The organism is Endozoicomonas sp. ALC013 (assembly GCF_049310205.1).
In the GTDB taxonomy this organism is placed as follows: domain Bacteria; phylum Pseudomonadota; class Gammaproteobacteria; order Pseudomonadales; family Endozoicomonadaceae; genus Endozoicomonas.
This window is the reverse complement of the sequence record NZ_JBLYNS010000027.1, coordinates 18,203-43,999: the sequence shown is the minus strand read 5'-3', so window position 1 is coordinate 43,999 and position 25,797 is coordinate 18,203. Positions and strand designations below refer to the sequence as shown.

18 protein-coding genes are annotated in these 25,797 nt (G+C 51.1%); 11 read left to right on the top strand and 7 right to left on the bottom strand.

Translation table 11 applies throughout. The features are described from left to right. Window positions 1-101: 101 nt before the first annotated feature. Window positions 102-1,136: a type I glyceraldehyde-3-phosphate dehydrogenase gene (locus tag ACO6V1_RS07635; RefSeq protein ID WP_422466393.1), complete on the bottom strand. Its 1,035-nt coding sequence runs from the start codon at window positions 1,134-1,136 to the stop codon at window positions 102-104. 184 nt (window positions 1,137-1,320) lie between these two features. On the opposite strand from ACO6V1_RS07635, the gene ACO6V1_RS07630 reads away from it, so the two are divergent. From ACO6V1_RS07630 to ACO6V1_RS07615, 4 genes are all read left to right on the top strand, one after another. Further along, window positions 1,321-2,394 carry a hypothetical protein gene (locus ACO6V1_RS07630; protein WP_422466391.1) on the top strand — a complete coding sequence of 358 codons (1,074 nt, stop codon included), beginning with the start codon at window positions 1,321-1,323 and terminating at the stop codon, window positions 2,392-2,394. Between the two features lie 221 nt (window positions 2,395-2,615). Then, window positions 2,616-3,731, top strand: a complete 1,116-nt coding sequence (locus ACO6V1_RS07625) for a hypothetical protein (protein WP_422449664.1) — start codon at window positions 2,616-2,618, stop codon at window positions 3,729-3,731. 223 nt (window positions 3,732-3,954) lie between these two features. After that, window positions 3,955-5,022, top strand: coding sequence for a hypothetical protein (locus tag ACO6V1_RS07620; protein WP_422466389.1), 1,068 nt, complete (start codon window positions 3,955-3,957; stop codon window positions 5,020-5,022). A gap of 172 nt (window positions 5,023-5,194) precedes the next feature. Further along, a complete protein-coding gene (locus tag ACO6V1_RS07615) occupies window positions 5,195-6,211 on the top strand; it encodes a hypothetical protein (protein ID WP_422449666.1) in 1,017 nt (338 codons plus the stop codon). Window positions 6,212-6,279: 68 nt separating this feature from the next. Here the strand turns inward: ACO6V1_RS07615 and ACO6V1_RS07610 are convergent, their stop codons facing one another. The 5 genes from ACO6V1_RS07610 to tkt all read right to left on the bottom strand — a co-directional run bounded on the left by ACO6V1_RS07610 (window position 6,280) and on the right by tkt (window position 14,051). Further along, window positions 6,280-7,518 (bottom strand): Bcr/CflA family multidrug efflux MFS transporter, encoded by a 1,239-nt coding sequence (locus tag ACO6V1_RS07610; protein WP_422466387.1) that lies wholly within the window; start codon window positions 7,516-7,518, stop codon window positions 6,280-6,282. Between the two features lie 294 nt (window positions 7,519-7,812). Then, window positions 7,813-8,778 (bottom strand): adenosylmethionine decarboxylase, encoded by a 966-nt coding sequence (locus ACO6V1_RS07605; RefSeq protein ID WP_422461055.1) that lies wholly within the window; start codon window positions 8,776-8,778, stop codon window positions 7,813-7,815. Continuing rightward, window positions 8,778-10,796, bottom strand: a complete 2,019-nt coding sequence (gene speA / locus ACO6V1_RS07600) for a biosynthetic arginine decarboxylase (protein WP_422466385.1) — start codon at window positions 10,794-10,796, stop codon at window positions 8,778-8,780. Before speA ends, ACO6V1_RS07605 begins: the two co-directional genes overlap by 1 nt. 36 nt (window positions 10,797-10,832) lie before the next feature. Next, window positions 10,833-11,708 (bottom strand): polyamine aminopropyltransferase, encoded by an 876-nt coding sequence (gene speE / locus ACO6V1_RS07595; protein ID WP_422449669.1) that lies wholly within the window; start codon window positions 11,706-11,708, stop codon window positions 10,833-10,835. A gap of 345 nt (window positions 11,709-12,053) precedes the next feature. Then, window positions 12,054-14,051 (bottom strand): transketolase, encoded by a 1,998-nt coding sequence (tkt, locus tag ACO6V1_RS07590; protein WP_422466384.1) that lies wholly within the window; start codon window positions 14,049-14,051, stop codon window positions 12,054-12,056. Window positions 14,052-14,308: 257 nt separating this feature from the next. Between tkt and ACO6V1_RS07585 the strand changes: the two genes are divergently transcribed. Then, window positions 14,309-14,737, top strand: a complete 429-nt coding sequence (locus ACO6V1_RS07585) for a hypothetical protein (protein ID WP_422449671.1) — start codon at window positions 14,309-14,311, stop codon at window positions 14,735-14,737. A gap of 39 nt (window positions 14,738-14,776) precedes the next feature. Here the strand turns inward: ACO6V1_RS07585 and ACO6V1_RS07580 are convergent, their stop codons facing one another. Further along, window positions 14,777-16,171, bottom strand: coding sequence for an Npt1/Npt2 family nucleotide transporter (locus tag ACO6V1_RS07580; RefSeq protein ID WP_422461013.1), 1,395 nt, complete (start codon window positions 16,169-16,171; stop codon window positions 14,777-14,779). A 288-nt stretch (window positions 16,172-16,459) separates the two neighbouring features. On the opposite strand from ACO6V1_RS07580, the gene ACO6V1_RS07575 reads away from it, so the two are divergent. The 6 genes from ACO6V1_RS07575 to ACO6V1_RS07550 all read left to right on the top strand — a co-directional run bounded on the left by ACO6V1_RS07575 (window position 16,460) and on the right by ACO6V1_RS07550 (window position 25,732). Further along, window positions 16,460-17,419: an ArsR/SmtB family transcription factor gene (locus ACO6V1_RS07575; RefSeq protein WP_422466382.1), complete on the top strand. Its 960-nt coding sequence runs from the start codon at window positions 16,460-16,462 to the stop codon at window positions 17,417-17,419. A gap of 101 nt (window positions 17,420-17,520) precedes the next feature. After that, on the top strand, window positions 17,521-18,684 hold the full coding sequence (metK, locus tag ACO6V1_RS07570) for a methionine adenosyltransferase (protein WP_422466380.1): 1,164 nt from the start codon (window positions 17,521-17,523) through the stop codon (window positions 18,682-18,684). Window positions 18,685-18,876: 192 nt separating this feature from the next. Further along, window positions 18,877-20,292 (top strand): adenosylhomocysteinase, encoded by a 1,416-nt coding sequence (ahcY, locus tag ACO6V1_RS07565; RefSeq protein ID WP_422466378.1) that lies wholly within the window; start codon window positions 18,877-18,879, stop codon window positions 20,290-20,292. A 284-nt stretch (window positions 20,293-20,576) separates the two neighbouring features. Beyond that, window positions 20,577-21,437 carry a methylenetetrahydrofolate reductase [NAD(P)H] gene (gene metF, locus ACO6V1_RS07560; protein WP_422461020.1) on the top strand — a complete coding sequence of 287 codons (861 nt, stop codon included), beginning with the start codon at window positions 20,577-20,579 and terminating at the stop codon, window positions 21,435-21,437. Window positions 21,438-21,527: 90 nt separating this feature from the next. Then, the gene (locus tag ACO6V1_RS07555; protein ID WP_422461022.1) at window positions 21,528-22,253 is read left to right on the top strand and encodes a 16S rRNA (uracil(1498)-N(3))-methyltransferase; all 726 of its coding nucleotides are present in this window, start codon (window positions 21,528-21,530) and stop codon (window positions 22,251-22,253) included. Window positions 22,254-22,717: 464 nt separating this feature from the next. Further along, the gene (locus ACO6V1_RS07550) at window positions 22,718-25,732 is read left to right on the top strand and encodes a flavocytochrome c (RefSeq protein ID WP_422466376.1); all 3,015 of its coding nucleotides are present in this window, start codon (window positions 22,718-22,720) and stop codon (window positions 25,730-25,732) included. Window positions 25,733-25,797: the final 65 nt, after the last annotated feature.

Genomic DNA, 25,797 nt, shown 5'->3' with positions numbered 1-25,797 from the left:
GACGAAGAAGCAGGAATTTTTAGACCAATTTATCGCAACCGCACGACTGCATGGATGCAGGAGTTAGAGCAACGCAGGAGCAGTTGCCGCGTAGGACAGTCTTAAGTCCGACAGGCTCCTAGCCAGTAACCCGCAACATCCAGCATCCGATTGGCAAAGCCCCATTCATTGTCAAACCAGCATAGTAGCCTGACCAGACGATTGGCAGAAACCTGGGTTTGTGTACCATCAACGATGCAAGAGCGGGCATCATGGTTAAAATCCACTGAGGCGTGGGGCTCGTTGGTCATACCCAGTATCCCTTCAAGACGACCAGAGGTGGCCTGTTCCAGAATATGATTGATTTCTGCTGCTGAGGTGTTTCTGCTGACCTGAACTGTCAGGTCAATACAGGAAACATTAATGGTGGGAACCCGCACGGCACTGGCTGTAAATCGCCCCCTGAGTTCAGGCAGCAAACGGTTAATGCCTTTGGCAAGGCCTGTATCAACCGGGATGATGGAGTGCAGGGCGCTGCGGGTCAGACGCAGGTCGTTTTGATGATAGGCATCAATAACCGGTTGATCATTCATGGCGGAATGGATGGTGGTCATGGAGCCATAGTCAATCCCGAGGGCGTCGTTTAACGTTTTGAGCACAGGCACAATGCAGTTAGTGGTACAGGATGCACTGGAAACAATACAGTGCCTGGCGTTTAACTGCTGTTCATTGATACCGTAAACGATGGTTGCATCCACGTCCGGTTTTGCTGGCTGGGAAAAGAGCAGACGGGAAGCTCCCCGTTCAATATGAAGATTTGCGGTAGCCCGATCATTAAACGAGCCTGAGCATTCCAGTAGCAGGTCGATGTTCAGGTCTTGCCAGTTGATTTCCTGTGGATCTGGCTGGTTAAACACCCGAATGCGGTCATCGCCGATAAACAGGTGGCTATCGTCTGCCAACACCCGGCCCGGAAAACGGCCATGGGTTGTATCATAGCGGGTCAGGTAGGTCAGCGTGTCAATATTGGCCAGCTCATTGATGGCGACCACTTCCATACCATGCACAGGATGATCACGAAAGCCATTTTCATAGAGTGCACGCAGCACGCACTGGCCGATTCGCCCATACCCGTTAATGGCCACCCTGTATGTCATCGTTTGTTTGTTTCCAGCGGTTGTTAGCGCTGGGCATTGTACCGGAAAATATCAGGAATGTGACCAGTCTCTGAGCGCCTGCCCCAAGTTTCAGCAAACAATTATTCTTTTTTTTATAAATGAAACTTTTAAACATTCACTCAATCTAAGGGGGCATTATTAATAGAATTAAGGAATATATCTTATGATCTCCGGTAACCCAATACCGGCTCAAAATGGCTTGGGCACTGCTCAAGATGATCCGGCATCTACTGGTTCTGGCAGCTGGCTGGGGCGCGCTATTAACGTACTTAAAGCGGTGACCTGTTTTGTCTCGGGAGTAGCTGCTGTGGTTGCCCTGTCCACTGGCTTCTATATTGCGGCTGCGGTATGCGGGGCGATTTTCGCGGTGTCCGGATTATCCCTGCTGTTTGGCAATAGTCATAATAACATGGAACCATCAGGGGAAAGCCTACAGTCGCTGTCAGATGATCCTGATGATACAGGCGCAGTCGAACTGTGTAGCACTGATCAGTCAGAACCGGTCAGTCAGGTGGTCACCCGCAAGACCCATACTCCGTCCGATTATACGACAAGCACTGTTTACAGGGGCGCGTCGACACCGGTGAAGACAATGAGTCCGCCGACGGTTAATGTCAGTACCAGTAATGGCAGGGGCCTCCTGCCCAAGGCTGAACTGCTGAGGTGTCACAGTACACTGGACGATGGGATCAGAAATGTCCATGTGGCTCTTGATGCCATGAGGCTGTATAGTTTATCAGCCGACAGCCCGTCACTTTACAGGAAGCACATAGATACTCTTAGAACTGATGAACCATTTGATGAAAATTTATTTTTGCTTATGGCAAAACGTTTAAAGGCGGATAAATCGGTTATTGATGGTCACCAGCAACTGGATAAGGCGGTCAAGATTGATTTGCTGGAGAAACTGGTTGAACAGCAGAAGGATGTGCCCAAAGTGCAGCTGGGGCATGTTAAAACTCAAATGGTCAATCTGGAAAACCTTAAAGAAGACCTGCAACGCCACTCCCCGTTACTCAACATTAGTTCAATACCTGATCCGGTACCAGAAAGTAACGTGTCACATATGAAGCGTCATGTGGATGCCCTGGATTCAGTGTTGGCCAACATTAGAAAGCGCTCGCTTGCTGACCTTATCGACGCTGATGACTCATTGCATGAACGGTTGTCAGAAGCGGATGCAGCGATTAAAAAATGTCGAAATATTTTAAATGGGACTGATCGTAAATATTATTGAAGCGGGCCATTTCAGGAACCCTGAAATAGCCTGTTTGAACAAAAATCACGGCTGCCATGGGGAAGGGTGTGCCATACCGAAAAATATCACATGTGGTCAATCCCCTGGTATTCCTCCAACCGGGGCTTGTTGCAGTAATATTTATTTTTTTCATAAATGAAACTTTTTAACAGGTGCGCACTCTAAAAAGGGAATTCTAAGACAATAAAGGAATATACTTTATGATCTCTGGAGCCCCGATAACCCCCCAAAATAGCTTGGGAGCTGCTCAAAATGATCCGGCATCTACTGGTTCTGGCAGCTGGCTTGGTCGCACTATTAAGGTTCTTAAAGGGGTGACTTGTTTTGTCTCGGGAGTTGCCGCTGTGGCTGCCCTGGCTACTGGTTTTTATGTTGTGGCTGCGGTATGCGGGGCGATTTTCGCTGTATCCGGGTTATCCCTGCTGTTTGGCAAAAGTCATAATGATGTGGAACCATCAGGGGCAAGCCCACAGTCACCGTCAGATGATCCTGATGATTCAGGCGCGGTCGAACTGTGTAGCACTGATCAGTCAGAACCGGTCAGTCAGGTTGAACTGTGTAGCACTGACCAGTCAGAACCGGTCAGTCAGGTGGCCACCCACAAGACGCATACTCCTGCCGATCCTTTGACAAACCCGGTTTACGGGGGCTCGTCGGCACCGTTGCAGCCAGTGAATCCGCCGACGGTTAATGTCAGCACCAATAATGGCATGGGCCTGCTGTCCACAACTGAACTGTTAAGGTGTGGCAGTGAGCTGAACGATGTGATCAGAAATGTCCGATTTGTTCTTGAGGCCATGAGGATGAATAGCTTGACAGGGCTCAGTGGTTCTGATTACAGGCAACGAATAGGTGATCTCAGGGCCAGTGAACCATTTGATGAAAATTTATTTCTGCTTCTGGCAAAAAATTTAAAAGTAGAGAAATCGGTTATTGATAGTCACCAGCAAACGGATAAGGCTGTCAAGATTGAGTTGCTGGAGAAACTGGTTGAACAGCAGGAGGAAGGATTACAAGCGCAGTTGCAGCATGCTAACACTCACATGGTCAATCTGGAAAACCTTGAAAAAGACCTGAAACGCTATTCCCTGGTACGCAGGATTATTTCCATACCCGATCCGGTCCCAGAAAATGAAGTGGCACAAATGAATTGTCACTTGGATGCTCTGGATACACTGTTGGCCGAAATTAGAAAGTGCTCGCCGCCTGGTTGCTTTATCGACTCCGATGGTTTTTTGCAGAGACGGTTGTCAGAAGCGGATGCAGTGATTAAGAAATGTCGAAATATTTTAAACGGGACTGATCGTAAATATTAATGAAGTGGGCTATTTCTGGGATCCTGAAATAGCCTGTTTGAACAAAAATCACGGCTTTCATGGGGAAGGCCGTTCTATACCGAAAAATACACCAATGTGGTTAATCCCTTGGTATTCCTCCAATCGGGGCTGTTCAGGTAAACAATTATTTTTTTCATAAATGAAACTTTTTAACAGCTGCACACTCTAATAAGGAAATTCTAATGCAATAAAGGAATATTTTATGATCTCTGGAAACCCTGCAACCCCGCCAAATAGCTTGGGAGCTGCTCAAAATGATCCGGCATCTCCTGATTCTGGCTCTTGGAAGGGGCGAGCGATCAAGGTACTTAAGGCAGTGGGTCTTTTTGTCTCGGGGGTAGTCGCTTTGCCTGTCGTGATTCTGGCTACAGGCGTTTATCTTGTGGCAACGTTATTGGGGGCAGTTTTCGTTGTGCCAGCAATACCCTCGCTGTTTGATAATATTATTCAAGCTGAGGATGCTTCAGAGTCCGATTCACAATCACCGACAGATGATGGTGATAAAGAAGAAGTTCTCGGCTATATTGGTACTTGCCCGATAACACGTAACTCTACTTACGAAAGTGTCTCTGGTCATTTCAGAGAGGAGATGTTTTACCGGAACCCTTCGGATCCGGTTAATACAACGAGGTCAGAGAGGGGCAATGAAATCCCCGGTAATCGCTATAAACCGGGTTTAGCTGACCTGGAGATGTGTAAGATTAAATTGCGCCTCGGGCAAGCAGAAGTTAATACAGTTCTTAGTCTCATATTTTACCATTGCTTAAAAGACTGTCGCGATCTGACTCATCCCAGGGAACAATTGGATATTCTAAAAGTTAAAGAACCATTTGATGACAAGCTCTTTCTGGAATTGGCACAAATTTTACGCGTAGAGCAATCGATTATTAATGGTCACCAGCGTATTGATAAATCTGAAAAGATTGCGTTGTTAGAAAGGGCGTATAAACAGCTGGCGGAAGTGCCTGAGTTGCAACGGAATAGTATTTGTAAACTAAAGGAGGATTTCGAGAACATTAATCAGAACCTGCATGCCTTTGTTCTACCAGACAGTTTAATTAGCGAATCTGATGCGGTTTCAGATATTGATATAGCAACAATGAAGGAGCATGTGGATGCTTTTGATGCGCTATTATCCCGCATTGACAAAAGTGCCATTGCTGAACTGATCCGGGCTGATGAAAAACTGAAACGCAGGATGTCAAAAGCAGCTGAAGCTGTCCAGAAATGTAGAAATATTCTTCACAAACCACACCGTAAATGGTCGTGAGTGGTCTATTTCAGTATCCCTGAACCAGAGAAAGTTCAGGGACCAATTCTCGGACAGCCTCCCAGGCATTCCTCCAGCCGGGGCTTGTTCCAGCAGCAATTATTTTTTTTCATAAATAAAACTTTTTAACAGCTGCACACTCTAATTAGGGCATTCTAAAGGAATATAATTTATGATCTCTGAAGCCCCGATGCCCCCCCCAAATAGCTTGGGATCTGCTCAAGATGATCCGGCATCTACTGGTTCTGGCCGCTGGCTTGGTCGCGCTATTAAAGCACTTAAAGCAGTGACCTGTTTTGTCTCGGGAGTAGCCGCTGTGGCTGCCCTGTCCACTGGCTTCTATGTTCTGGCTGCGGTATGTGGCGCGATTTTCGCGGTGTCCGGATTATCCCTGCTGTTTGGCAATAGTCACCATAACGTGGATCCATCAGGGGCAAGCCTGCAGTCATTGTCAGATGATCCTGATGATACAGGCGCAGTCGAACTGTGTAGCACAGATCAGTCAGAACCGCTCAGTCAGTTGGCCACCCACAAGACCCATACTCCTGCCAATTATACGACAAGCTCGGTTTACAGGGGCGCGCCGACACCGGTTAGACCGGGTTTAGCTGATCTGGAGACGTGTAAGCTCGAATTGTGCCGCGGGCAAGGAAAAGTTGGTATTGTTCTTAATCACCTATTTATCCATTGCTTAACAAACGCTCCCGACCTGTTTAATCCCAGGAAACAATTGGATATTCTAAAAACTAAAGAACCATTTGATGACAAGCTCTTTCTGGAATTGGCACAACTTTTACGCGTAGACCAATCGATTATTAATGGTCACCAGCGTATTGATAAATCTGAAAAGATTGCGTTGTTAGAAAGGGAGTATCAACAGCTGAAGGATGTGACTAAGGTGCAACAGGATCACACTCTTAAACTAATGGCGGATCTCGATAACATTAAACATAACCTGAAATCCTTTGTTCTACCAGACAGGTCAATTCGCGTACCAGATCCGGTTTCAGATATTGAGAGAGCAATAATGAAGGAGCATCTGGATGCTTTTGATTCGCTGTTATCCCGCATTGACAAAAGTGCCATTGCTGGACTGATCCGGGCGGATGAAAAACTGCAACGCAAGATGTCAAAAGCAGCTAAAGCTGTTCAGAAATGTAGAAATATTTTTGCACAAACCACACCGTAAATGTGAGTGAGTGGGCTATTTCAGCGTCCCTGAACCAGATAAAGTTCAGGGACAATTTTCGGACAGCCTTAACCTACCGTTACAGGCGCTTCTATTTCTCCTTCTTTCTTTACCAACGACAGTGAAGCGATAGAGAGTATTCCGCAACCAGCCATCACCGCTGCCATGGGAATGGCTGTTCCATCATGCAGGTAACCAACCAAAGCAGAGGCAATCCCCCCCATGGTAAAACGCAGTGCGCCTGCCAGGGCATTTGCTGTTCCTGCCGATTTGGGGAAGTGGGCCAGGGCCAGGGCGTTGGAGTTAGGACCCGTCAAGCCAATACAGGCGATATAGCAGGCAATCGGGATCATCAGTCCGGGCAGGCTGCCAAAGCCGGTAACCGTGTTTAGCAGGAGCAAAAGTGCAGAGACCGCTGCGATCAGGCTGCCTGAGCGCAGAATCGTAAACAGTTTGAACTGCTCAACCAGGCGGATATTCACCATATTGGTGATCCCCATGGCCAGGATGTTAATGGCAAAGAACAGCCCATACTGTTCAGCGGGGATGCCAAACAGCTCAATGTAGACGAAGGGAGAGCCGGAAATAAACGCAAACATGCCACCAAAGAAAAAAGCATGGCAGAGAATACAGCCAATGGCTTCCCGGTTTTTCAGGATGTTGGCGTAGTTCAGTGCCAGTTGTACTGGCGACACCATAAGCCGGTCTTCAGCTGGCAATGTCTCCTTAACCCGGAAAAAGGCCAGAATTAATGACAGGCAGGCGGTTATCGCCAGAAAGATAAACAGGCTCTGCCAGCCAAAGAACTTGAGAATCTGCCCGCCCAACAGTGGCGCAGCCAAGGGTGCCACGGTCATGACCATGAGAATGGAGGACAGTGCTTTGGCTACCTGTTCCCTGGGGAACAGATCCCGGATCATGGCCGGAATCGTCACCATAATGGCCGCTCCGGCCATCGCCTGCAGTACCCGGACAATAATCAGCTGGGTGGCGCTGGTACACAGGGCGGCCAGAATATTGGTCAGGATATAGAAGATGATGCCCGGGAACATGACCGTTCTCCGGCCGAACCGGTCCGATAACGGGCCATACACCAGCTGGCTTATGGCAAAGCCAATGGTATAGGCACTCAGCGTGTACTGTATCCGGCTTAATGGCTCCCCCATGCTCTTTGCGATGGTGGGCATGGCGGGCAGGTAGAGGTCAATGGCCAACGGCCCAAGTGCTGTTAGCGCCCCCAGGGTCAGAATCAGGAACAAGCGCTCGCCCCGGTTCTCTGTTGTTACCAGATGAGTTGACGTTGTCATTTTTCAGGCTCATATTTTCGGGCAGCCGGGAGTTTGGGTTTCAAGAGGTTTTTGTCCCGAAATGGCGGTGGCTGCATTTATATAAAAATTGTCTGACTTAACAGCCGAACCGCTGTAGCACTTTGAGAAATGCACGACACTGGTTTATTGTTTATGAGGGAACGTCTTGTCCGCTAAAGCAATGGTTGGTAACGGACAGGTAACGGCATCAATTTATAGTTTATACGGCTATAAATAATTCTTTCATAAAAGCATTAAGCGATAAATAGAAAAGTACACTTGTATAAATAGTACTTACCATGCATTTACTGCCGGTCGCTTCTCTGGTGATAATTTTTCTGCCGCCACGTTCCTGTGATTCGGGTGCTGGAAGTGATTGAAGCTCATGCGATAGCCGCAGCTTAATTGGATTTCACCGGTTGCAAGACATTGGTATGGCGTATTTTCCGCCAGTAACTCTTCTGGTCGCCGGGCATTAAAACCGATCAGATCCCAGCAGCCAGGGTTCAGCTGTTTCAGCAGTATGGTGACAATCGGTGAGTTGGCCAGATCAAGGTTGGTGGCAAAACTGACGTATGAGCTGTTTTTATGCGGTGTGATATGGATGGTGGCATAGCGGTTACCCCGAATCGCATTCAGGGAGTAACCACAGGGGGTAAACAGCCAGTCGCTCAGGGCAAAGTCCGGAAACAGCCTGTTCAGTTTAAGCAAACGACGGATGTCTTTAATCGTCTGGTGCTCACAGCGCAGGCTGTCAGCATTCTCCCCCCGGATATGGTACATCAGCAGTTCGCTGGTGGTGTCATCAAGCGCTGGTCCATAGGGCTTGTCCAGATGGAATACAAAGCTATGATGGCCATCCGGATAGCCCAGACGAAAGGCACAGCCGGGCACACGCTGGCTCAGTCGGTCAACGTCGTCCATAAAGGACGTCATCTGAAGATGGGGCTGGTACTCATTTTTGCGCTGGAATCGGGCGCAGCGGATATGCTCCAGAGGGGTCTGTTCAAAAAAGTAGAGGGCAGCATCCACCAAAGTAGTAGTGCCACAGGTAAGCATCAGAAACCGATCATGCCAGACAAACAGGCTGGACTCCGACAATAGATAAGCGTCACAGTGTTCGTTGCTGAGAATGGCCAGGATGTCGGCCCGGGCTCTGGCCACCATCTGTGCCCAGAAGCTTCTGCCCAGGGTCCTCAGGGAAATCCATTCCGGGCTGGTGACGATCTCTATTTTTTTTTCTGAGCCTTCAAAAAACATCACGGCAGGCTCCCTCCAATAAACTCCAGGTAGGTGTAGCCCCGGAGCCCTGATTCCAGTTCCGCCAGTATGGCCCGCTGTTGTCCTGGTGGCAGGTTTTCCCTGACCAGCTGCCGGTAGGTGCGAAGAAAGCTTTCCGGCTGCAGGTTGACATAACGCATCACCTTTTCCACGGTATCGCCCGCCTGGTAACCGGTGACTTCCACTTCTCCCTGCCCATTGATGTGGACCGAGGCCACATCGGTATCCCCGAACAGGTTATGCATATTCCCCAGAATTTCCTGGTAGGCACCCACCATGAAAATACCGATCAGGAACGGGTTTTCCGGCTGCCATTGAGGCACTGGCAGGGTGGTTTCTATGCCCTGGCCGTCTACGTACTGATTAATGACGCCGTCGGAGTCACAGGTGATATCCAGCATTACTGCCCGGCGGCTTGGCGGGCGATCCAGACCGGACAGGGGCATGACCGGAAAGATCTGATCAATACCCCAGGCATCGGGCAGGGATTGAAACAGGGAGAAGTTCACATAGAATTTGTCCGCCAGTTTGTCACTGAGTTCATCAATCAGCGGGCGATGGGCCCGGATGTGGGGGGAGAGCCGGGCCTTCAGTTCATGGCAGAGTCGCAGGCTGGTGTTTTCTGCCCAGGCCCGGTGCTCAAGCCCCAACAGTCCCATGGCAAACTGGGTGTGGACTTCTGCCAGGTCAGCCTGGCTGTTGTGATAAATCTCGGTCAGGGTGCGTTCACCCCGGCTATGACTCAGGTCTTGCCAGGAACTCCACATATTATGCAGCAGAAGGGGGGCATCTGCGGTGGGTGGTGTCAGTACTGCCGGTTCATAGCTTTCCACCCCCAGGATATCGGTAATCAGGACTGCATGGTGTGCCACCAGGTGTCGGCCCGACTCGGAAATAATACCCGGAACCGGCAGGTCGTACTGCTGGCAGATATCGCCCAGGGTGAAGACGATATTGTTGGCGTACTCCTGCAGGCTGTAGTTCATGGAGCAGGAACTCTGACTGCGAGAACCTTCGTAATCCACCGCCAGGCCGCCGCCCACATCAACAAACCGGATCGGCAAGCCCATACGGTGCAACTGGGCATAAAGGCGGCCACATTCACTGACGCCCTTGCGCACATCCTCGATATTGGCGATCTGGGAACCCAGGTGGAAGTGCAGGAGCTGCAAAGACTCCTGTTGCCGGGCCTGCTTTAACCGTTCCACCGCATGGAGTACCTGGCTGGCGCAAAGACCGAACTTGGATTTTTCCCCACCACTGGCCTGCCACTTGCCTTTGCCCTGAAAAGCCAGACGTACCCGAAGGCCCAGACGGGGCTGAACACCCAGGCTGGCCGCTTCGCTGAGTACCATGTCCAGTTCGGTGAGCTTTTCCAGAACAATAAAAACCTGATGACCCAGCTTTTCCCCGATCAGGGCCAGGCGAATATACTCCCGGTCTTTGTAGCCGTTACAGATAATCACTGAGCTGGCCCGTTTGGCCAGGGCCAGAACTGCCAGCAGTTCCGGTTTGCTACCCGATTCCAGGCCCAGCTGTGGCTGTTTGCCGGAGGACTGACTGTTCAAAATATCTTCCACCACCGTCCGCTGCTGGTTGACCTTGACCGGGTAAACGGCCAGGTATCGATGGTTGTAACCGTAATCACGGATGGCCCGGTTAAAGGCGTGGCACAGATTATCCAGACGCTGATGGATAATCTGCGGAAAACGCACCAGTACCGGCAGGGATACGCCCTGACGGTTCAGCTGGCTGGCAATGGTACTCAGTTCAACCGGTGGTATGCCTTTGATATTGACCGTGACATGACCCTGATCGTTCAAATCAAAATGATTCTGGCTCCAGAAACGGATGTTATAGGTGGAGCGTGCTTGATCAAGGTTCCACCCGTCGCGATCCTTATTGCCAGAATATTGCGGATCTCTGGCGGTTAACGCTTCAGTCCCATCGCTGCTCCCGGCTGGTGTTGTGTTCGTTAACTCTGTTTTTTTCGCCATTACCTGCCTTAACCCCCGGGAGGCTGCCTTACTGCTTTACGCCATTGCTTCTGAAATAGCTGTTTCAATGTAACGGGGCAGGGCGAAAGCTGCCTGATGGACCGATGGAGTATAGTAGCGCGTGGTAATACCGCTGAGGGCAAACCTTGCTTCGAGTTCGACCAGGGGGATATGGCGGGCTTTAAGGTCATCGGTGCCCCAGGCAAAGGTCATGATGCCACAGGCGTAGGTGGGAACGGCGGCGCTGTAAAAATGCAGGTCCGATACATAGCTGGCCAGGCGATGGGCGGTGGTTGTTACCTCATTCAACTGCATAAACGGTACCCCGTTTTGGGCAACGAAAATGCCTTTATCAGTCAGCAGTCGTTTGCATCCCCGGTAAAATTCAGAGGAGAACAAGACTTCCCCCGGACCGATAGGGTCGGTGCAGTCAGAGATAATAACATCGAAGCTATGGTCGGCGATCCCGTGGTTGTTGACGAACCGGACGCCATCCTCAATCACCAGGTTAACTCTCGGGTCATCATAGGCCCCGGCACAATGGTTCGGCAGCCACTGGCGGCAGAGATCGACCACAGCCCGGTCAATTTCCACCATGGTGACCTGTTCAATGGATTGATGCCGGAGTACTTCCCTGAGCATACCGCCATCGCCACCGCCAATAATCAGTACGCGCTTTACCTTGCCATGGGCCAGGATGGGCACATGGGTCAGCATTTCATGGTAGATAAACTCGTCTTTTTCGGTGGTTTGAATCACGCCGTCCAGGGCCATGATGCGGCCAAAGAACCGGTTTTCAAAGATGATCAGATGCTGGTGTTCGGTGTGATCTTCAAACAGCAGCCGGTCAATCGAAAAATTCTGTCCATAGCCTGAATACAGTGTTTCCTGATAGGTATCTTCGCAGTGCATTGTTGCCAATCCTGTCGATAAATAAAAAGAACCGCAAATACTCGTTGTATGCCGATGAATCTGTTGAATATTGGACCAATAGCCAAATGATTGGCAGCGGGCCTGATGGGGAAACGGTTGTTCACGGGTATGAACTTTGGTTATTCCCTGTTGCCGCAAGGCCCACCCAGGGGAAATAAGACGACATTGTCAGATTGAAATGTTTTATTTTAAAAAAGCTGAATTAAACCTGCATGGATATTGGATGGCAAGTTGGGATAGTGAGGAAAAAAAGGCCAATAGTGCAGATGGTCGTTTTCAACGATGAGAGGACAGCCATCCCTTTACCGGGATGGCTGAATGGATTTAACCGAGCAGTTCTTCGGCAATTGCCACGATATTGTCAACAGTAAAGCCAAAGTATGGGAACAGGTCTTCTGCCGGAGCGGACTCACCGTAGGAGGTCATGCCAATAATGCGCCCATCCAGGCCAACGTACTTGTACCAGAAGTCAGCAGCAGCGGCTTCAATTGCAATACGGGCAGGCACTTCCAGGGGCAGAACGGACTGTTTGTACTCAGCATCCTGGACATCAAACACATCCGTGGATGGCATGGAGACCACACGTACTTTATGTCCCTGGGCAGAGAGAGCCGCCTCGGCGTTCATAGCCAGTTCTACTTCTGAGCCGGTAGCTATCAGAATCAGCTCAGGCGTACCTTCACACTCTTTCAGGATGTAACCACCCCGTTCAACCCGGGCAATCTGTTCATCGGTTCTGGCCATGCATGGCAGGCCCTGGCGGGAGAAGATCAGGGCACTGGGGCCATCAACACGTTCGATGGCATGTTTCCAGGCGACGGCAGATTCTACCGTGTCACATGGACGCCATGCATTCATGTTCGGTGTCATGCGCAGGCTGGCGATTTGCTCGATAGGCTGGTGGGTTGGACCATCTTCACCCAGGCCGATGGAGTCGTGGGTGTAGACCAGGATTGAGCGCTGTTTCATCAGCGCGGCCATACGGACGGCGTTGCAGGCGTATTCCATAAAGACCAGGAAGGTTGCGCCGTAAGGAATGAAACCACCGTGCAGGGCAATACCGCTCATCATGGCGGTCATGCCGAATTCACGGACGCCGTAAAACAGGTAGTTGCCATCAGCATCGTCACGCTTGATGCCTTTGGAGCCGCTCCACAGGGTCAGGTTGGAGCCCGCCAGGTCTGCCGAACCACCAAGCAGTTCCGGGAGGATCGGACCGTAAGCGTTCAGGGTGTTCTGGGAGGCCTTACGGCTGGCGATCTTTTCACCTTCCTGTTGGCAGGACTTGATATAAGCCGATGCCTTTTCGGCAAAGTCAGCGGGCAGATCACCTTTCTGGCGACGGGTAAATTCTGCCGCAAGCTCCGGGTATTCGGCCTGATAGGCTGCGAACTTTTCATTCCAGGCGGTTTCTTTGGCGGCACCGGCTGCTGTGGCATTCCACTGGTTGTAGATGTCAGCAGGCACTTCAAACGGTGCATGCTGCCAGCCGAGACGCTCGCGGGTCAGCTTGATTTCATCATCGCCTAACGGCGCGCCGTGGCACTCCTCTTTACCGGCTTTGTTGGGTGAACCAAAGCCGATAATGGTTTTACAGCAGATCAGCGTGGGTTTGTCCTGTTCGGCGCGGGCGGCTTCAATGGCGGCTTTGATCGCTTCAGGGTCGTGACCGTCAACCGCCGGAATGACATGCCAGTTGTAAGCTTCAAAGCGCTTGACGGTGTCGTCGGTGAACCAGCCTTCCACTTCACCATCAATGGAGATGCCGTTGTCATCGTAAAATGCCACCAGTTTGCCCAGGCCCAGGGTGCCCGCCAGGGAGCAAACTTCATGGGAGATACCCTCCATCATGCAGCCATCACCCATAAAGACGTAGGTATGGTGGTCAACAATATCGTGCCCAGGCTTGTTGAACTGAGCGGCCAGTGCCTTCTCGGCGGCGGCCATACCAACGGCATTGGCGATGCCCTGGCCCAGGGGACCGGTGGTGGTTTCAATGCCCGGTGCATAACCATACTCGGGATGGCCTGCCGTTTTGGAGTGCAGCTGACGGAAGTTTTTCAGGTCATCAGTGCCCAGATCGTACCCGGTCAGGTGCAGCAGGGAATAGATCAGCATGGAACCATGGCCATTGGACAACACAAAACGGTCACGATCCACCCACTCTGGATTGGCGGGGTTGTGATTCAGATAGTCGCGCCACAGCACTTCAGCAATATCAGCCATCCCCATGGGGGCACCGGGATGACCGGATTTGGCTTTTTGTACGGCGTCCATGCTGAGGGCGCGAATGGCATTGGCAAGCTCACGACGTGAGGACATGGGAATCTTTGCTCCTGGGAATCCAGTCTGGTTAAATTCGCGCGCTAGTTTAGCGAAACCGGCAGCATTCTTCATCCATATTGGTTTACTGACTAGATGCAGAGAAATAATCTGCTATTACTGTCTGTGAGATTGAAAACAACAGGTGAGATGGAAAACAAGGCAGGCCTATTAATGAAGTGATTGAAACGTTGAACTATCATCGGTGCGTGGTGTCACATATGTACGTGTTTTGTACGTTGAATTCCGGAGGCTTTATGAGCCCCTTAACTGGTACCCAACCGCTCCCCAGGGATAGTTTTACCACGCCAGAATCAAAGAAGGAGAAGGCTGTCGATAAGAGAGCCATGTCGATAGAGTCAAAGCAATCCTTGCCACAGAGTAACCAGAGAGGGCTGTCAGATTACAATATCAAGGTTGACGGTAAAAGAAATGCCATAACTGTCGGTGCAGAAGGAAAAATGCACGACGAATACTGTGCAAAATGCCGGATGGCCGCTGACCAGCAGAATAACTCCAATACCTGTGTCAGTAAAAAGGAAGTGATGCATGACTACCGCCAGGATGGCATCTGGTCCTGGGGTCTGAATGGCGTGAACATTGCAGGTTATCCTCAGTGTCCTGTGCCTGGTTGTGCAGGCCATATTCCGGAAGGCGCAATGCTGATCGGTAAGCACTGGAGATAAAGACAGGCTTCATAATCCGGGCATCAGTTGGTCAGCCTCCTAGAGTTCCGTTCGCTCATGGTAATGTCTGCCCAAATGCTTGATGGCGATCAGCCACAGGGCAATGGCCAGTATAAAAGCCCCTGCCAGCCAGGACATGGCAAGGCTGAGGGAGCCAAAAAGGGTAATTAAAATCTGTTGAAAAAAAGAGCTGCCTGACTTGCCAACCCGAGTCACCACTAACTCAATAGCTGCTTTTCCCTTGTACTTTCGCTCAGCATCAAGAGGTACGAAAGTGATCTCTTTGGTGGCATCAAACAGCGTATATTTTGCCGACTTGCCAAGGGCATGGCAGTACATGCCGATCTGCAAGCCGATCATGGTCAGATCCATATAACAAATACCGAAAAAGCTGACCTGTGATTTCTGAAACATGGCCAGGAGAAAAAAAGGCAGGGCCGTGGCTGTCAGAATAATGGGGGTTGCGAAAGCCGCTGCCCACCAGCTGATCTTCAGCAGGGTTGGCGTTAGCAGACCACAGATAAGACTGCCTATGCCGCTGATCATGGCCACCTTGCCCATAAACATCGAGTAGTCTGCCTCGCAGGGGTACAGCTGCACCAGCTGGCTTTTCCAGGCCAGCTCAACCATGTTAATGGCGATGCAATAAGCCAGCATAACCAGCGCAATGCTGGCCAGGTACGGGCAGCGCAACAGGTATCGTGCGCTGGCCAGCAACGGCAGGTTGGTTGGGGTGTGTGTCTTCCCGCTGGCGCTACCTGTGAGGTTGTTCGAAGTTAAGCGGTAGCAGTATTCATTGAGCAGCAGAATCAACAGCCCGAAAAGCACGAACAGAAGTGATAAGATCTCCAGGCTCTCCTGCCAGCCTGAATCCGGGGCCATAACTCCCCTGGAAACGCAGTAGTAAAGCATAGGGCCGGAAATAATGGATGCGCTGCTGCCGATCATGGTGATCAGGGGATATTGCCGGGTGGCACTCTGGGCATTGTGGAAATCATTGACGGCTGTCCAGAAGAGGGTGCAGATCACCGCCGATCCCCAGAGTTCCGCCACGGCAAAGAACAGCGTCAGGGGCCAGTAATAGACCATGCCGACAATAAATTGCAGGTTTTCATGGATGAGTGGGGACAGCAGGGCAAGCGCTGCGGTGGGGGCGAAAGACTCCAGGTTTGGATGGATCACCATGGAAAACAACGGCATCCAGATCAGAAAAGGGATTAATGCAACGGCAAACAGGGTACGTTTACTGAGCCGGTTAGCCAGAAAGCTGTAGGTGATTAAAAAAATAAAAGCGACAGGCATGACAACGATCAACTTGATGAAGGGAATGGCTTCCGCACCAAGCCGGGTTATGAGCAATGACTCTTTCAGGTTCCAGAGTATGTCAAAGTTGAAGGTGCAACAGGACAGCATGGCAATTTGCAGATAAAGCATCGAATTTGAATTACCAGCAACGTTTCTGGATGAATTTTTAGTCATATACCGCGTGTTTCCTACCTCCCGTTATTGCTTCCAGATACTGATGCTCAGCAGGCTGTTGTCATTCAGGCACAGAAAGTGCTGGATAAATATAGTGCAGAGATTGGATTTCTTGTGTCTATTGATTGTATATAAAAATATTTTGATATAGATTTTGGCTCTTGCTAAACTTCCCCCTTCGAATATCCCGGTAAATGAGTCAATGATTTACTGTGCTTAAGTGATTGGAAAGGATGACGTGTGTTGACGGATGCTTTTGAGCAGCTGGCCACGGTGAGCAAAGCCAGTGGCGATGTTCTGAGATTACAGATTCTGAGGGTCTTGAGCACAGAGTCTCTCGGTGTGCTGGAGCTGAGCGGTGTGTTTGCCATGCGTCAGCCAGCCATGAGCCATCATTTGAAGGTTTTGTCTCAGGCCGGGTTAGTCTCAACCCGCAAAGAAGGCAACACGGTTTTCTACCGTCGGGCACTGCCCACATCGGCAGGTCATCTTGAAGGGGTTGTCCGCTCATTGTTTCAGGCGGTGGATGGTATACCGCTACCTCAAGATCTTGCCGAACAGCTTCAGGCCATTCGCCTGCAGCGGGCGGAACTGTCCCAGGCATTTTTTGCCCGCAATAGCGAAGAATTCCGTCAGCACCAGGAGTTGATTGCCGAGCACCAGCTCTATGCTGAAACGGTGGCAGACCTTATTGAGACTACCGACTTTCCTGAACAGAGCCTGGCCCTGGAGCTTGGTCCCGGTGAGGGAAACTTTCTGCCAATACTCGCCTCTGTGTTCAAGCTGGTTTACGCACTGGATAACTCGGAAAAAATGCTGAGTTACTCCCGGGCGCTGGCCAAACAGCAAGGCATTGGCAATGTCACTTTTGTTCATGGCGAGATCCAGTCGCTGAGCAACATGACCAGCGCCTTTGACTGTATCGTCATCAATATGGTGCTGCATCATGTTCCCAGTCCGGCGGACATCTTTAACTGGTCTTCCCGGCTATTGAAGCCTGGTGGGAGCCTGTTTATCAGTGAACTCAGCCATCATGACCAGGACTGGGTTCGGGAGTCCTGTGGTGATCTGTGGCTTGGTTTCAGTGCCAGTGAGTTGGCTCAATGGGCGGATAAAGCGGGATTAATCAGCGGTGAATCCCAGTATCTGGGGTTACGCAATGGTTTTCAGATCCAGGTCCGACGTTTCTTCCTTGCCGGATAAACGATGACCTGGTTAACGCCTCAATTGAACGTATTTTATGAGCAGATGGTTTCATGAAATCAAAGAGGCGCACTCAATTTTTTCAAGAGGGTAAAACGGCTATGTCTGAGTATTCGCTATTCACATCGGAGTCGGTATCTGAAGGGCATCCAGACAAAATTGCTGACCAGATTTCTGATGCTATTCTGGACGCCATCATCAAGGATGACCCGGAAGCACGGGTTGCGGTAGAAACCATGGTGAAAACCGGCATGGTGATTGTTGCCGGTGAAGTACGCACCACCACCTATGTTGATATTGAAGAGCTGGTTCGTAATGTCGTCACCAGCATTGGTTATAACCATGGAGACCTGGGCTTCGATGGTGAGTGCGTTGCGGTTCTGAATGCCATTGGCAAGCAGTCTCCGGACATTGCCGTTGGTGTTGATGAAACCGACGAACACGAACAGGGCGCTGGTGATCAGGGCCTGATGTTTGGATATGCTACCAATGAAACACCGGTGCTGATGCCTGCCCCTGTGTACTATGCCCATGAGCTGGTTAAGCGCCAGGCGCAGTTGCGCAAGAATGGTGTGTTACCCTGGTTGCGTCCTGACGCCAAGAGTCAGGTAACCATGCGTTACGACCAGAATGGTAAGGTGCAGAGTGTCGATGCTGTGGTGCTTTCTACCCAGCACTCTCCGGATGTCTCTCTGGATGAAATTCGTCGTGAAGTGCTGGAGCAGATTATCAAGCCTGTATTCCCGGAAGGCTGGCTCCATGAAGACACCAAATACCACATTAACCCGACGGGTATATTTGTGATTGGCGGGCCTGTTGGTGACTGCGGTCTGACCGGACGCAAGATTATTGTTGATACCTACGGTGGCATGGCCCGTCATGGCGGTGGTGCCTTCTCCGGTAAGGATCCATCCAAGGTTGACCGTTCTGCCGCCTACGCCGGCCGTTATGTTGCCAAGAACATTGTTGCTGCCGGTTTGGCGGATCGTTGTGAGATTCAGGTGTCCTACGCCATTGGTGTTTCTGAGCCTACCTCGATTTCCATTAACACGTTTGGCACCGGTAGGGTGTCCGATCAGCGTATTGTTGAACTGGTGCGTGAATATTTTGATCTGCGTGCCGGTGGACTGGTGAAGATGCTGGATCTCAAGCGTCCAATCTATCAATCCACGGCAGCCTATGGCCACTTTGGCCGGGAAGAGGCCGAGTTCACCTGGGAGCGCACCGATAAAGCGGAACAGCTTCGCAAGGCGGCAGGCCTTTAATTTTTCCTTCTTCAGGCAGCCGGTTGGCTGCCTTTTTTACCTGCTTTTCTCAATACTCTTTCCTTTCCTCTGTATTGTTCAACCTTGCCAATAAAGCGAATGCGGTATCTATATCAAAGTTTGTTGATATAGGTTGTTGCCGCTGCTAGACTGCAAAATAATTCGGATAATACGCAGAACAGGATACGTTTTATGAGTGCTAACCCTGAGTTAATTGCTGATTTGCACAGCGCCACCAAGGGCCCGGACTACCGGGTGGCTGATATTTCCCTGGCGGACTGGGGAAGGCGCGAGATTCAGATTGCTGAAGGTGAAATGCCGGCACTGATGGCGATCAGAGCCAAATACCGTGATTCTCAGCCGCTGAAAGGCGCAAAGATCATGGGCTGCATTCACATGACCATCCAGACTGCGGTACTGATTGAAACGCTGGTCGCACTTGGTGCTGAGGTACGCTGGTCTTCCTGTAATATCTTTTCTACCCAGGATCACGCCGCCGCCGCCATTGCCGCAGCTGGCATACCGGTATTTGCCTGGAAGGGTGAGACCGAAGAAGAGTTCTGGTGGTGCATTGAGCAGACGGTCCTCGATGGTGCCGGTAAGCCCTGGCAAGCCAACATGGTGCTGGACGACGGCGGTGACCTGACACTGCTGTTACACGACAAGTACCCTGCACTGCTGGACAACATTCACGGCATTTCTGAAGAGACCACCACCGGGGTTCACCGCCTGCTGGAGATGCTGGAAAAAGGTACCCTGAAAGTACCGGCCATCAACGTCAATGATGCGGTCACCAAAAGTAAGAACGACAACAAGTATGGCTGTCGCCACTCTTTGAATGATGCCATCAAGCGGGCCACCGACCATCTGCTGGCGGGCAAGAAAGCGCTGGTGATTGGTTACGGTGATGTGGGCAAAGGTTCCGCCGCTTCGTTGCGTCAGGAAGGGATGATTGTAAAGGTCACGGAAGTGGATCCGATCTGTGCCATGCAGGCCTGTATGGATGGCTTTGAAGTGGTTTCACCCTATATTGATGGTGTTAACGATGGCACCGACGCTTCTATCAACCGGGAGCTGCTGACCACCACTGACCTGCTGGTGACCACCACGGGTAACGTTCATGTCTGTGACCGGCACATGCTGAAAGCCCTGAAAAATGGCTGTGTGGTTTGCAATATTGGCCATTTTGATACCGAAATAGACACGCAGTTCATGCGGGATAACTGGACCTGGGAAGAGGTCAAGCCGCAGGTTCACAAGATCGTCCGGGATGACTCCTGCAATGATCACCTGATTCTGCTGTCCGAAGGGCGACTGGTAAACCTGGGCAATGCTACCGGACACCCGTCGCGTATCATGGACGGCTCCTTTGCCAATCAGGTTCTGGCCCAGATTCATCTTTATGAAGCAGGGTTTGCTGATCTGCCAGCCGATCAAAAATCAGACAAGCTGGCGGTGACCGTACTGCCCAAGAAACTGGATGAAGAAGTCGCTGCCTACATGGTGGAAGGCTTTGGTGGTGTGATTACCCGGCTGACTCAAGGCCAGGCCGACTACATTAATGTACCTGTTGATGGCCCCTTCAAGAGCGACGATTACAAGTACTAGGAGGCTGACCGAGAATAGCGCCCGTCTAGGCGACCCCGTAGCGAGGATGACAGAAAATTGAGGATAAAAATTCGGTTTTGTGAGGTGAATAGCGGGGCTATTTGCCGAACAAAAGCGAATTTTTAGACCAATTTGCTGCCACCGCACGACTGCATGGACGCAGGAGCTAGAGCAACGCAGGAGCAGTTGCCGCGTAGGGCAGTCTATTCTCGGACAGCCTCCTGGATGTCTTTTTCGCTGGCTGATGTCTCTTCACCAGCCAGCGACCTCTGCTGGTGATTACCATGGCAAATACAATAACCAATAATACTCCTGTCAGCTTTGAGTTCTTTCCCACTAAAACAGAAGAGGGTGCCCGGAAACTTGAGCAGAATGCCCTCAGCCTGGCCAGATACCAACCGGAATTTTTCTCGGTGACCTACGGTGCTGGTGGCTCAACACGGGACAGAACCCTTGAAACTGTGCTGTCAACTCAGAGCCAGACTCGAATAGCAACCGCTCCTCACCTTTCCTGCGTTGGTGACTCCCGGGAGCAGATTAAAGAGTTGCTGAATTTTTACCGTGACCAGGGCATTGAGCGTATTGTTGCCCTGAGAGGTGATCTGCCTTCAGGTATGGGACGTGACAGTGGCGAACTGCGCTACGCCAATGAGCTGGTGGAGTTTATTCGTACTGAAACCGGGGATCACTTTCATATCGAGGTTGCCGCTTATCCGGAAGTTCATCCGCAGGCACCCAATATGGAAAAGGATCTGGCAAACTTCAAGCGTAAGGTGGATGCCGGCGCGGATTCGGCGATTACCCAATATTTCTTTAATGCAGACAGTTATTTCTATTTCCTGGAGCGTACGCACTCACTGGGCATTGATCTCCCGGTGATTCCCGGAATCATGCCGATCACCAACTATAGCCGCCTGGCTCGCTTTTCCGATGCCTGTGGTGCCGAGATTCCACGATGGATTCGTAAGCAACTGGAAGCCTATGGCGATGATATCAGCAGTATTAAGCAGTTTGGTGAAGAGGTGGTAACCCGGCTCTGTGAGAGGTTACTGCAAGGTGGTGCTCCGGGTTTGCACTTTTATACCCTTAATCAGGCGGTTCCCTGCCAGGGTATCTGCGATAACCTGGGCATTTTGGCTGATTGATGGCATGAGTTATGAGTTGTGAGGGAATTGTGAATGGTATTATTATTCCTGTTCCTCCGTAACTCATAACTCTCAACCCAGTGCCCCTCCATGAGAAACCCTCGTATTTATTCAGCGCAGCCGCTTCAGGCTGACAGCTCCATCGAACTTTTTGAAAATGCCGCCAATCATGTTGGCCGTGTTTTGCGCATGAGACCCTCAGAGCCCCTGGTGCTGTTTAATGGTCAAGGGGGAGCCTGGCAGGGAACCGTAGAGAGCGTTAGCAAAAAGTCGGTTACCGTTTATCTTGAGTCGTTTATCGAGGGTGATGCCCAGTCCCCCCTGACTATTGAGCTGGGTCAGACACTCAGCCGTGGTGAGCGTATGGATTATGCCATTCAGAAGGCAACGGAAGCGGGTGTTACCGCCATTACCCCATTATGGAGTGAGCGTTGTGAGGTGAAGCTGAATGCAGAACGTTTGGATAAACGGGTCAAACACTGGCAACAGGTGGCTATCAGTGCCTGTGAACAGTGTGGCCGTAACATCGTACCGACCATACATACGCCCGTTAAGCTGGAAGACTGGCTCACCACCCGGGCGACTGAACTGAACTTTGTACTGCATCATCGAACCAGAGAGAAACTCAGTGGTTTTGCCCAGCCAGAATCGGTATCTCTGTTGATTGGCCCGGAGGGTGGATTAACCGCTCAGGAAATTGAGTTGGCTGAGGGTCACCGCTTCAACCCGCTGGCGTTAGGCCCCCGTGTGCTGAGAACGGAAACTGCACCGGTAGTGGCGATTACGCTGATGCAGTACCTCTGGGGAGACTACTGAATGTTTGTCGCCCGGTGCTGCCATAACGGTTATTCTGTGATTCTTCACACTATTGGTCGGTGTCCGGGCCGTTTTCAGGATCAGAATAGAAGGGTTGACGAAACTACCCCACTTCTCCTTGCTACTGACTTTCTTATTACCGAAAAAGACCTGCGCCCACCTTATCAGAAACCACCGGCCATCTCGTGTTCTGGTCCTGTTTCAGCGGCTGTTTTCGGTATCGCCTAAATTAGCGCCCCAAAACCATTTTTATAGCAAAACTTCATGCAACTCAAAGGGATATATGGGTGTTTATCACTATACATGCAAAGTTGATGGTGTGAAAAAATGCCGATGATTTTTCGCTGGGCTTAATATTGAGCCCTTGTCTTGATACTGGTCTTAACAAAAGTATTTATTCCATAAACAGTCAGCCCAGTGAGCAAACGTTTGTACGGTCATTGGGTTGAAATAAGGAAGTCTTGATGGCTCATTTGATCGACGAAGTTCTGTTTCAATCAGGTAACAAGTTCAAGAATCGTATCTTGATGGCTCCGATGACGATTCAATCCGCCTTTTTTGATGGCGGCGTCACCCAGCAGATGATTACCTATTACGCCGCTCGCTCTGGCGATGCGGGTGCTGTAATTGTCGAAAGTGCTTTTGTGGAAAATTACGGCAGAGCTTTCCCCGGCGCACTGGGTATCGATACTGACGGCAAAATTGCTGGTCTGAAGCAACTGGCGGATGCCATCAAGGCCAGAGGCTCAAAAGCTATTCTGCAAATCTACCACGCCGGTCGTATGGCAACGCCTGAGTTTAATGGTGGCCATAAACCGATCTCGGCCAGCCCTGTCGCTGCGCTGCGTGATAATGCGGAAACCCCGCTGGAGATGACCGAAGAGCAAATCGAAGAGATGATCGAGTTGTTCGGCAATGCCGTGAACCGTGCCATTATCGCCGGTTTTGATGGTGTTGAAATCCACGGTGCCAACACTTACCTGATCCAGCAGTTTTTCTCGCCACACTCCAACCGCAGAAATGACCGGTGGGGTGGCGATATTGAAAAGCGCACCACATTCCCGCTGGCTGTTCTGGCCAAAACCAAGCAGGTGGCACAGTCTCATAACAAGGCTGATTTCATTGTCGGTTATCGCTTCTCACCTGAAGAGATCGAAGAGCCGGGTATCCGCTTTGAAGATACCATGTTCCTGTTGGATAAACTGGCGACAGAAGGCCTGGACTATTTCCACTTCTCTATGGGCAGCTGGGCACGTAACTCCATCGTAAACCCGGAAGACAAAGAGCCACTGATCAACAAGTATCGTCAGCTGCAGTCTGAGGCGGTGGCCAGCGTACCGGTGATCGGTGTGGGTGGTATTGCCCAGACTGCCGATGCACAAAAAGCACTGGCCCAGGGTTATGATATGGTGGCCGTGGGCAAGGGCTACCTGGTTGAACCTACCTGGGCAACCAAGGCTCTGAACAATGAAACCTGCGCCGAGTTCGCCGATATCGCTCAGCAGGAAGCCCTGCTGATCCCGACGCCGCTGTGGGACATCATGGATTACATGATTGTCGACAGTGCGGCAGAAGCGGAAAAACATCAGCGCATCAAAGAGCTGCAAGGTATTGAGATCCGTTTCCAGCCAGGAACTTATACCGCTTATGGCCGTGGCCACAATGGTGACCTGCCGGTGACGGTAACCTTCTCTGAAGATGAGATTCTTGAGATTGTGGTGGACTCTTCCAGAGAGTCAGACGGTATCGCCAACCCGGCCTTTGAGCGTATTCCACAGCAGATCGTTGATGAGCAGACGCTCAATATTGACGTGATCTCCGGCGCAACCGTCAGTAGTCAGGCGGTAATCGACGGTGTTTCCAATGCGGTTGATCTGGCCGGTGGTCACTCCGAGGCTCTGCGTGTGAAAGCGCGTAAGGCAGTTGAGTGGATCGCGCAAACCATCGAAGAGAGCGCCGATGTGGTGGTGATCGGTGGTGGCGGTGCCGGTTTGAGTGCGGCACTGACAGCCCTGGACAAAGGCAAGTCAGTTATCCTGCTGGAGAAGTTCCCGGCCATCGGTGGTAACACGGTTCGTACCGGCGGTTGGGTTAACGCTGCTGAGCCCGCGTGGCAGGTTGATTTCGCGGCACTGGCGGGTGAAAAAGAGACCCTGATGGCCCTGGCTGAGACGCCAGAGTCTGAGTTCGTCGGCGAATATCTGGACGATTTCCGTACCCTGAAGTCACAGTTGGATGATTACTTCAACCAGCACGACCATGGCAACAAATACCTGTTCGACTCGGTTGAACTGCACCGCATCCAGACCTACCTGGGCGGTAAGCGTACCGACCTGAATGGCGAAACCATCTATGGTCAATACGATCTGGTCAAGCAGCTGACTTCCCGCTCCATGGAGTCCATTGACTGGCTGAGCGAGAAAGGCATCGAGTTTGAGCGTGGCCTGGTGGATATCGCTGTTGGTGCCCTGTGGCGTCGTGCCCACAAGCCAAAGCGTCCAAAAGGTGTTGAGTTTGTTGATAAGCTGCAAAAGCGCATTCTGGAACAGAATGGTCGCATCATCACCGATACCCGGGCTACTGACCTGATCGTTGAAGATGGCAAGGTTGTGGGTGTCAAGGCGATCCAGGCCAACGGTAATGATCTGATTGTAAAAGCGAGCCACGGTTTGGTCATGACTTCTGGCGGCTTTGGTGCCAATACCCAGATGATCAAGAAGTACAACACCTATTGGAAAAATATTGCTGACGATATCAAAACCACCAACTCCCCTGCGCTGGTGGGTGATGGTATCGAAATGGGTGAAAAAGTCGGTGCCGAGCTGGTGGGAATGGGCTTTGCCCAGCTGATGCCAATCGGTGATCCGAAGTCCGGTGCTCTGCTGACTGGCCTGATTGTACCACCGGAGAACTTTGTCTTCGTTAACCAGAAGGGCAAGCGTTTTGTTGATGAGTGCGGTACCCGTGACAAGTTGGCCGACTCTTTCTTCGACAACGGTGGTACTGTTTACATGATTGCCGATGCCGAGATTCGCAAAACAGCGGCCAACACCTCCGATGAAACCATCGCCCGTGAAATCAGCGAAGGCATCATCCTGGAAGCGGATACGCTGGAAGAACTGGCCGACAAGATTGGTGTGCCACAGGCGGAATTTGTGCAAACCATCAAGCAGTACAACACATGTGTTGAGCAGGGCCACGATCCTGAATTCAACAAGAGTGCGTTCGGCTTGAAGGTGGAGCACGGACCGTTCTACGCCACACCACGTCAGCCTTCTATTCACCACACCATGGGTGGCTTGAAGATCGATACCAGCACACGAGTGATTGGTAAGGATGGTAACGTTATTCCTGGCCTGTACGCAGCGGGTGAAGTCACTGGCGGTATCCATGCCGGTAACCGTCTGGGTGGTAACGCCCTGATCGATATCTTCACGTTTGGCCGTATTGCTGGTGAAAGTGCGGCGGACCTTGTTTAAGGTGTAGCGGCGACAACCAAAAGCCTGCCCTGCCAAGTGGCGGGGCGGGCTTTTTAGCAGCGAAC

Bases quoted from the DNA above. Each gene is read 5' to 3' on its own strand.
- ACO6V1_RS07580 (WP_422461013.1), bottom strand. From the start codon at position 16,171: ATGCTTTATCTGCAAATTGCCATGCTGTCCTGTTGCACCTTCAACTTT.
- speE (WP_422449669.1), bottom strand. From the start codon at position 11,708: ATGCACTGCGAAGATACCTATCAGGAAACACTGTATTCAGGCTATGGA.
- ACO6V1_RS07585 (WP_422449671.1), top strand. From the start codon at position 14,309: ATGAGCCCCTTAACTGGTACCCAACCGCTCCCCAGGGATAGTTTTACC.
- ACO6V1_RS07615 (WP_422449666.1), top strand. From the start codon at position 5,195: ATGATCTCTGAAGCCCCGATGCCCCCCCCAAATAGCTTGGGATCTGCT.
- ACO6V1_RS07550 (WP_422466376.1), top strand. From the start codon at position 22,718: ATGGCTCATTTGATCGACGAAGTTCTGTTTCAATCAGGTAACAAGTTC.
- speA (WP_422466385.1), bottom strand. From the start codon at position 10,796: ATGGCGAAAAAAACAGAGTTAACGAACACAACACCAGCCGGGAGCAGC.
- metK (WP_422466380.1), top strand. From the start codon at position 17,521: ATGTCTGAGTATTCGCTATTCACATCGGAGTCGGTATCTGAAGGGCAT.
- tkt (WP_422466384.1), bottom strand. From the start codon at position 14,051: ATGTCCTCACGTCGTGAGCTTGCCAATGCCATTCGCGCCCTCAGCATG.
- ACO6V1_RS07635 (WP_422466393.1), bottom strand. From the start codon at position 1,136: ATGACATACAGGGTGGCCATTAACGGGTATGGGCGAATCGGCCAGTGC.
- metF (WP_422461020.1), top strand. From the start codon at position 20,577: ATGGCAAATACAATAACCAATAATACTCCTGTCAGCTTTGAGTTCTTT.
- ACO6V1_RS07610 (WP_422466387.1), bottom strand. From the start codon at position 7,518: ATGACAACGTCAACTCATCTGGTAACAACAGAGAACCGGGGCGAGCGC.
- ACO6V1_RS07630 (WP_422466391.1), top strand. From the start codon at position 1,321: ATGATCTCCGGTAACCCAATACCGGCTCAAAATGGCTTGGGCACTGCT.
- ACO6V1_RS07605 (WP_422461055.1), bottom strand. From the start codon at position 8,778: ATGTTTTTTGAAGGCTCAGAAAAAAAAATAGAGATCGTCACCAGCCCG.
- ACO6V1_RS07625 (WP_422449664.1), top strand. From the start codon at position 2,616: ATGATCTCTGGAGCCCCGATAACCCCCCAAAATAGCTTGGGAGCTGCT.
- ACO6V1_RS07620 (WP_422466389.1), top strand. From the start codon at position 3,955: ATGATCTCTGGAAACCCTGCAACCCCGCCAAATAGCTTGGGAGCTGCT.
- ahcY (WP_422466378.1), top strand. From the start codon at position 18,877: ATGAGTGCTAACCCTGAGTTAATTGCTGATTTGCACAGCGCCACCAAG.
- ACO6V1_RS07555 (WP_422461022.1), top strand. From the start codon at position 21,528: ATGAGAAACCCTCGTATTTATTCAGCGCAGCCGCTTCAGGCTGACAGC.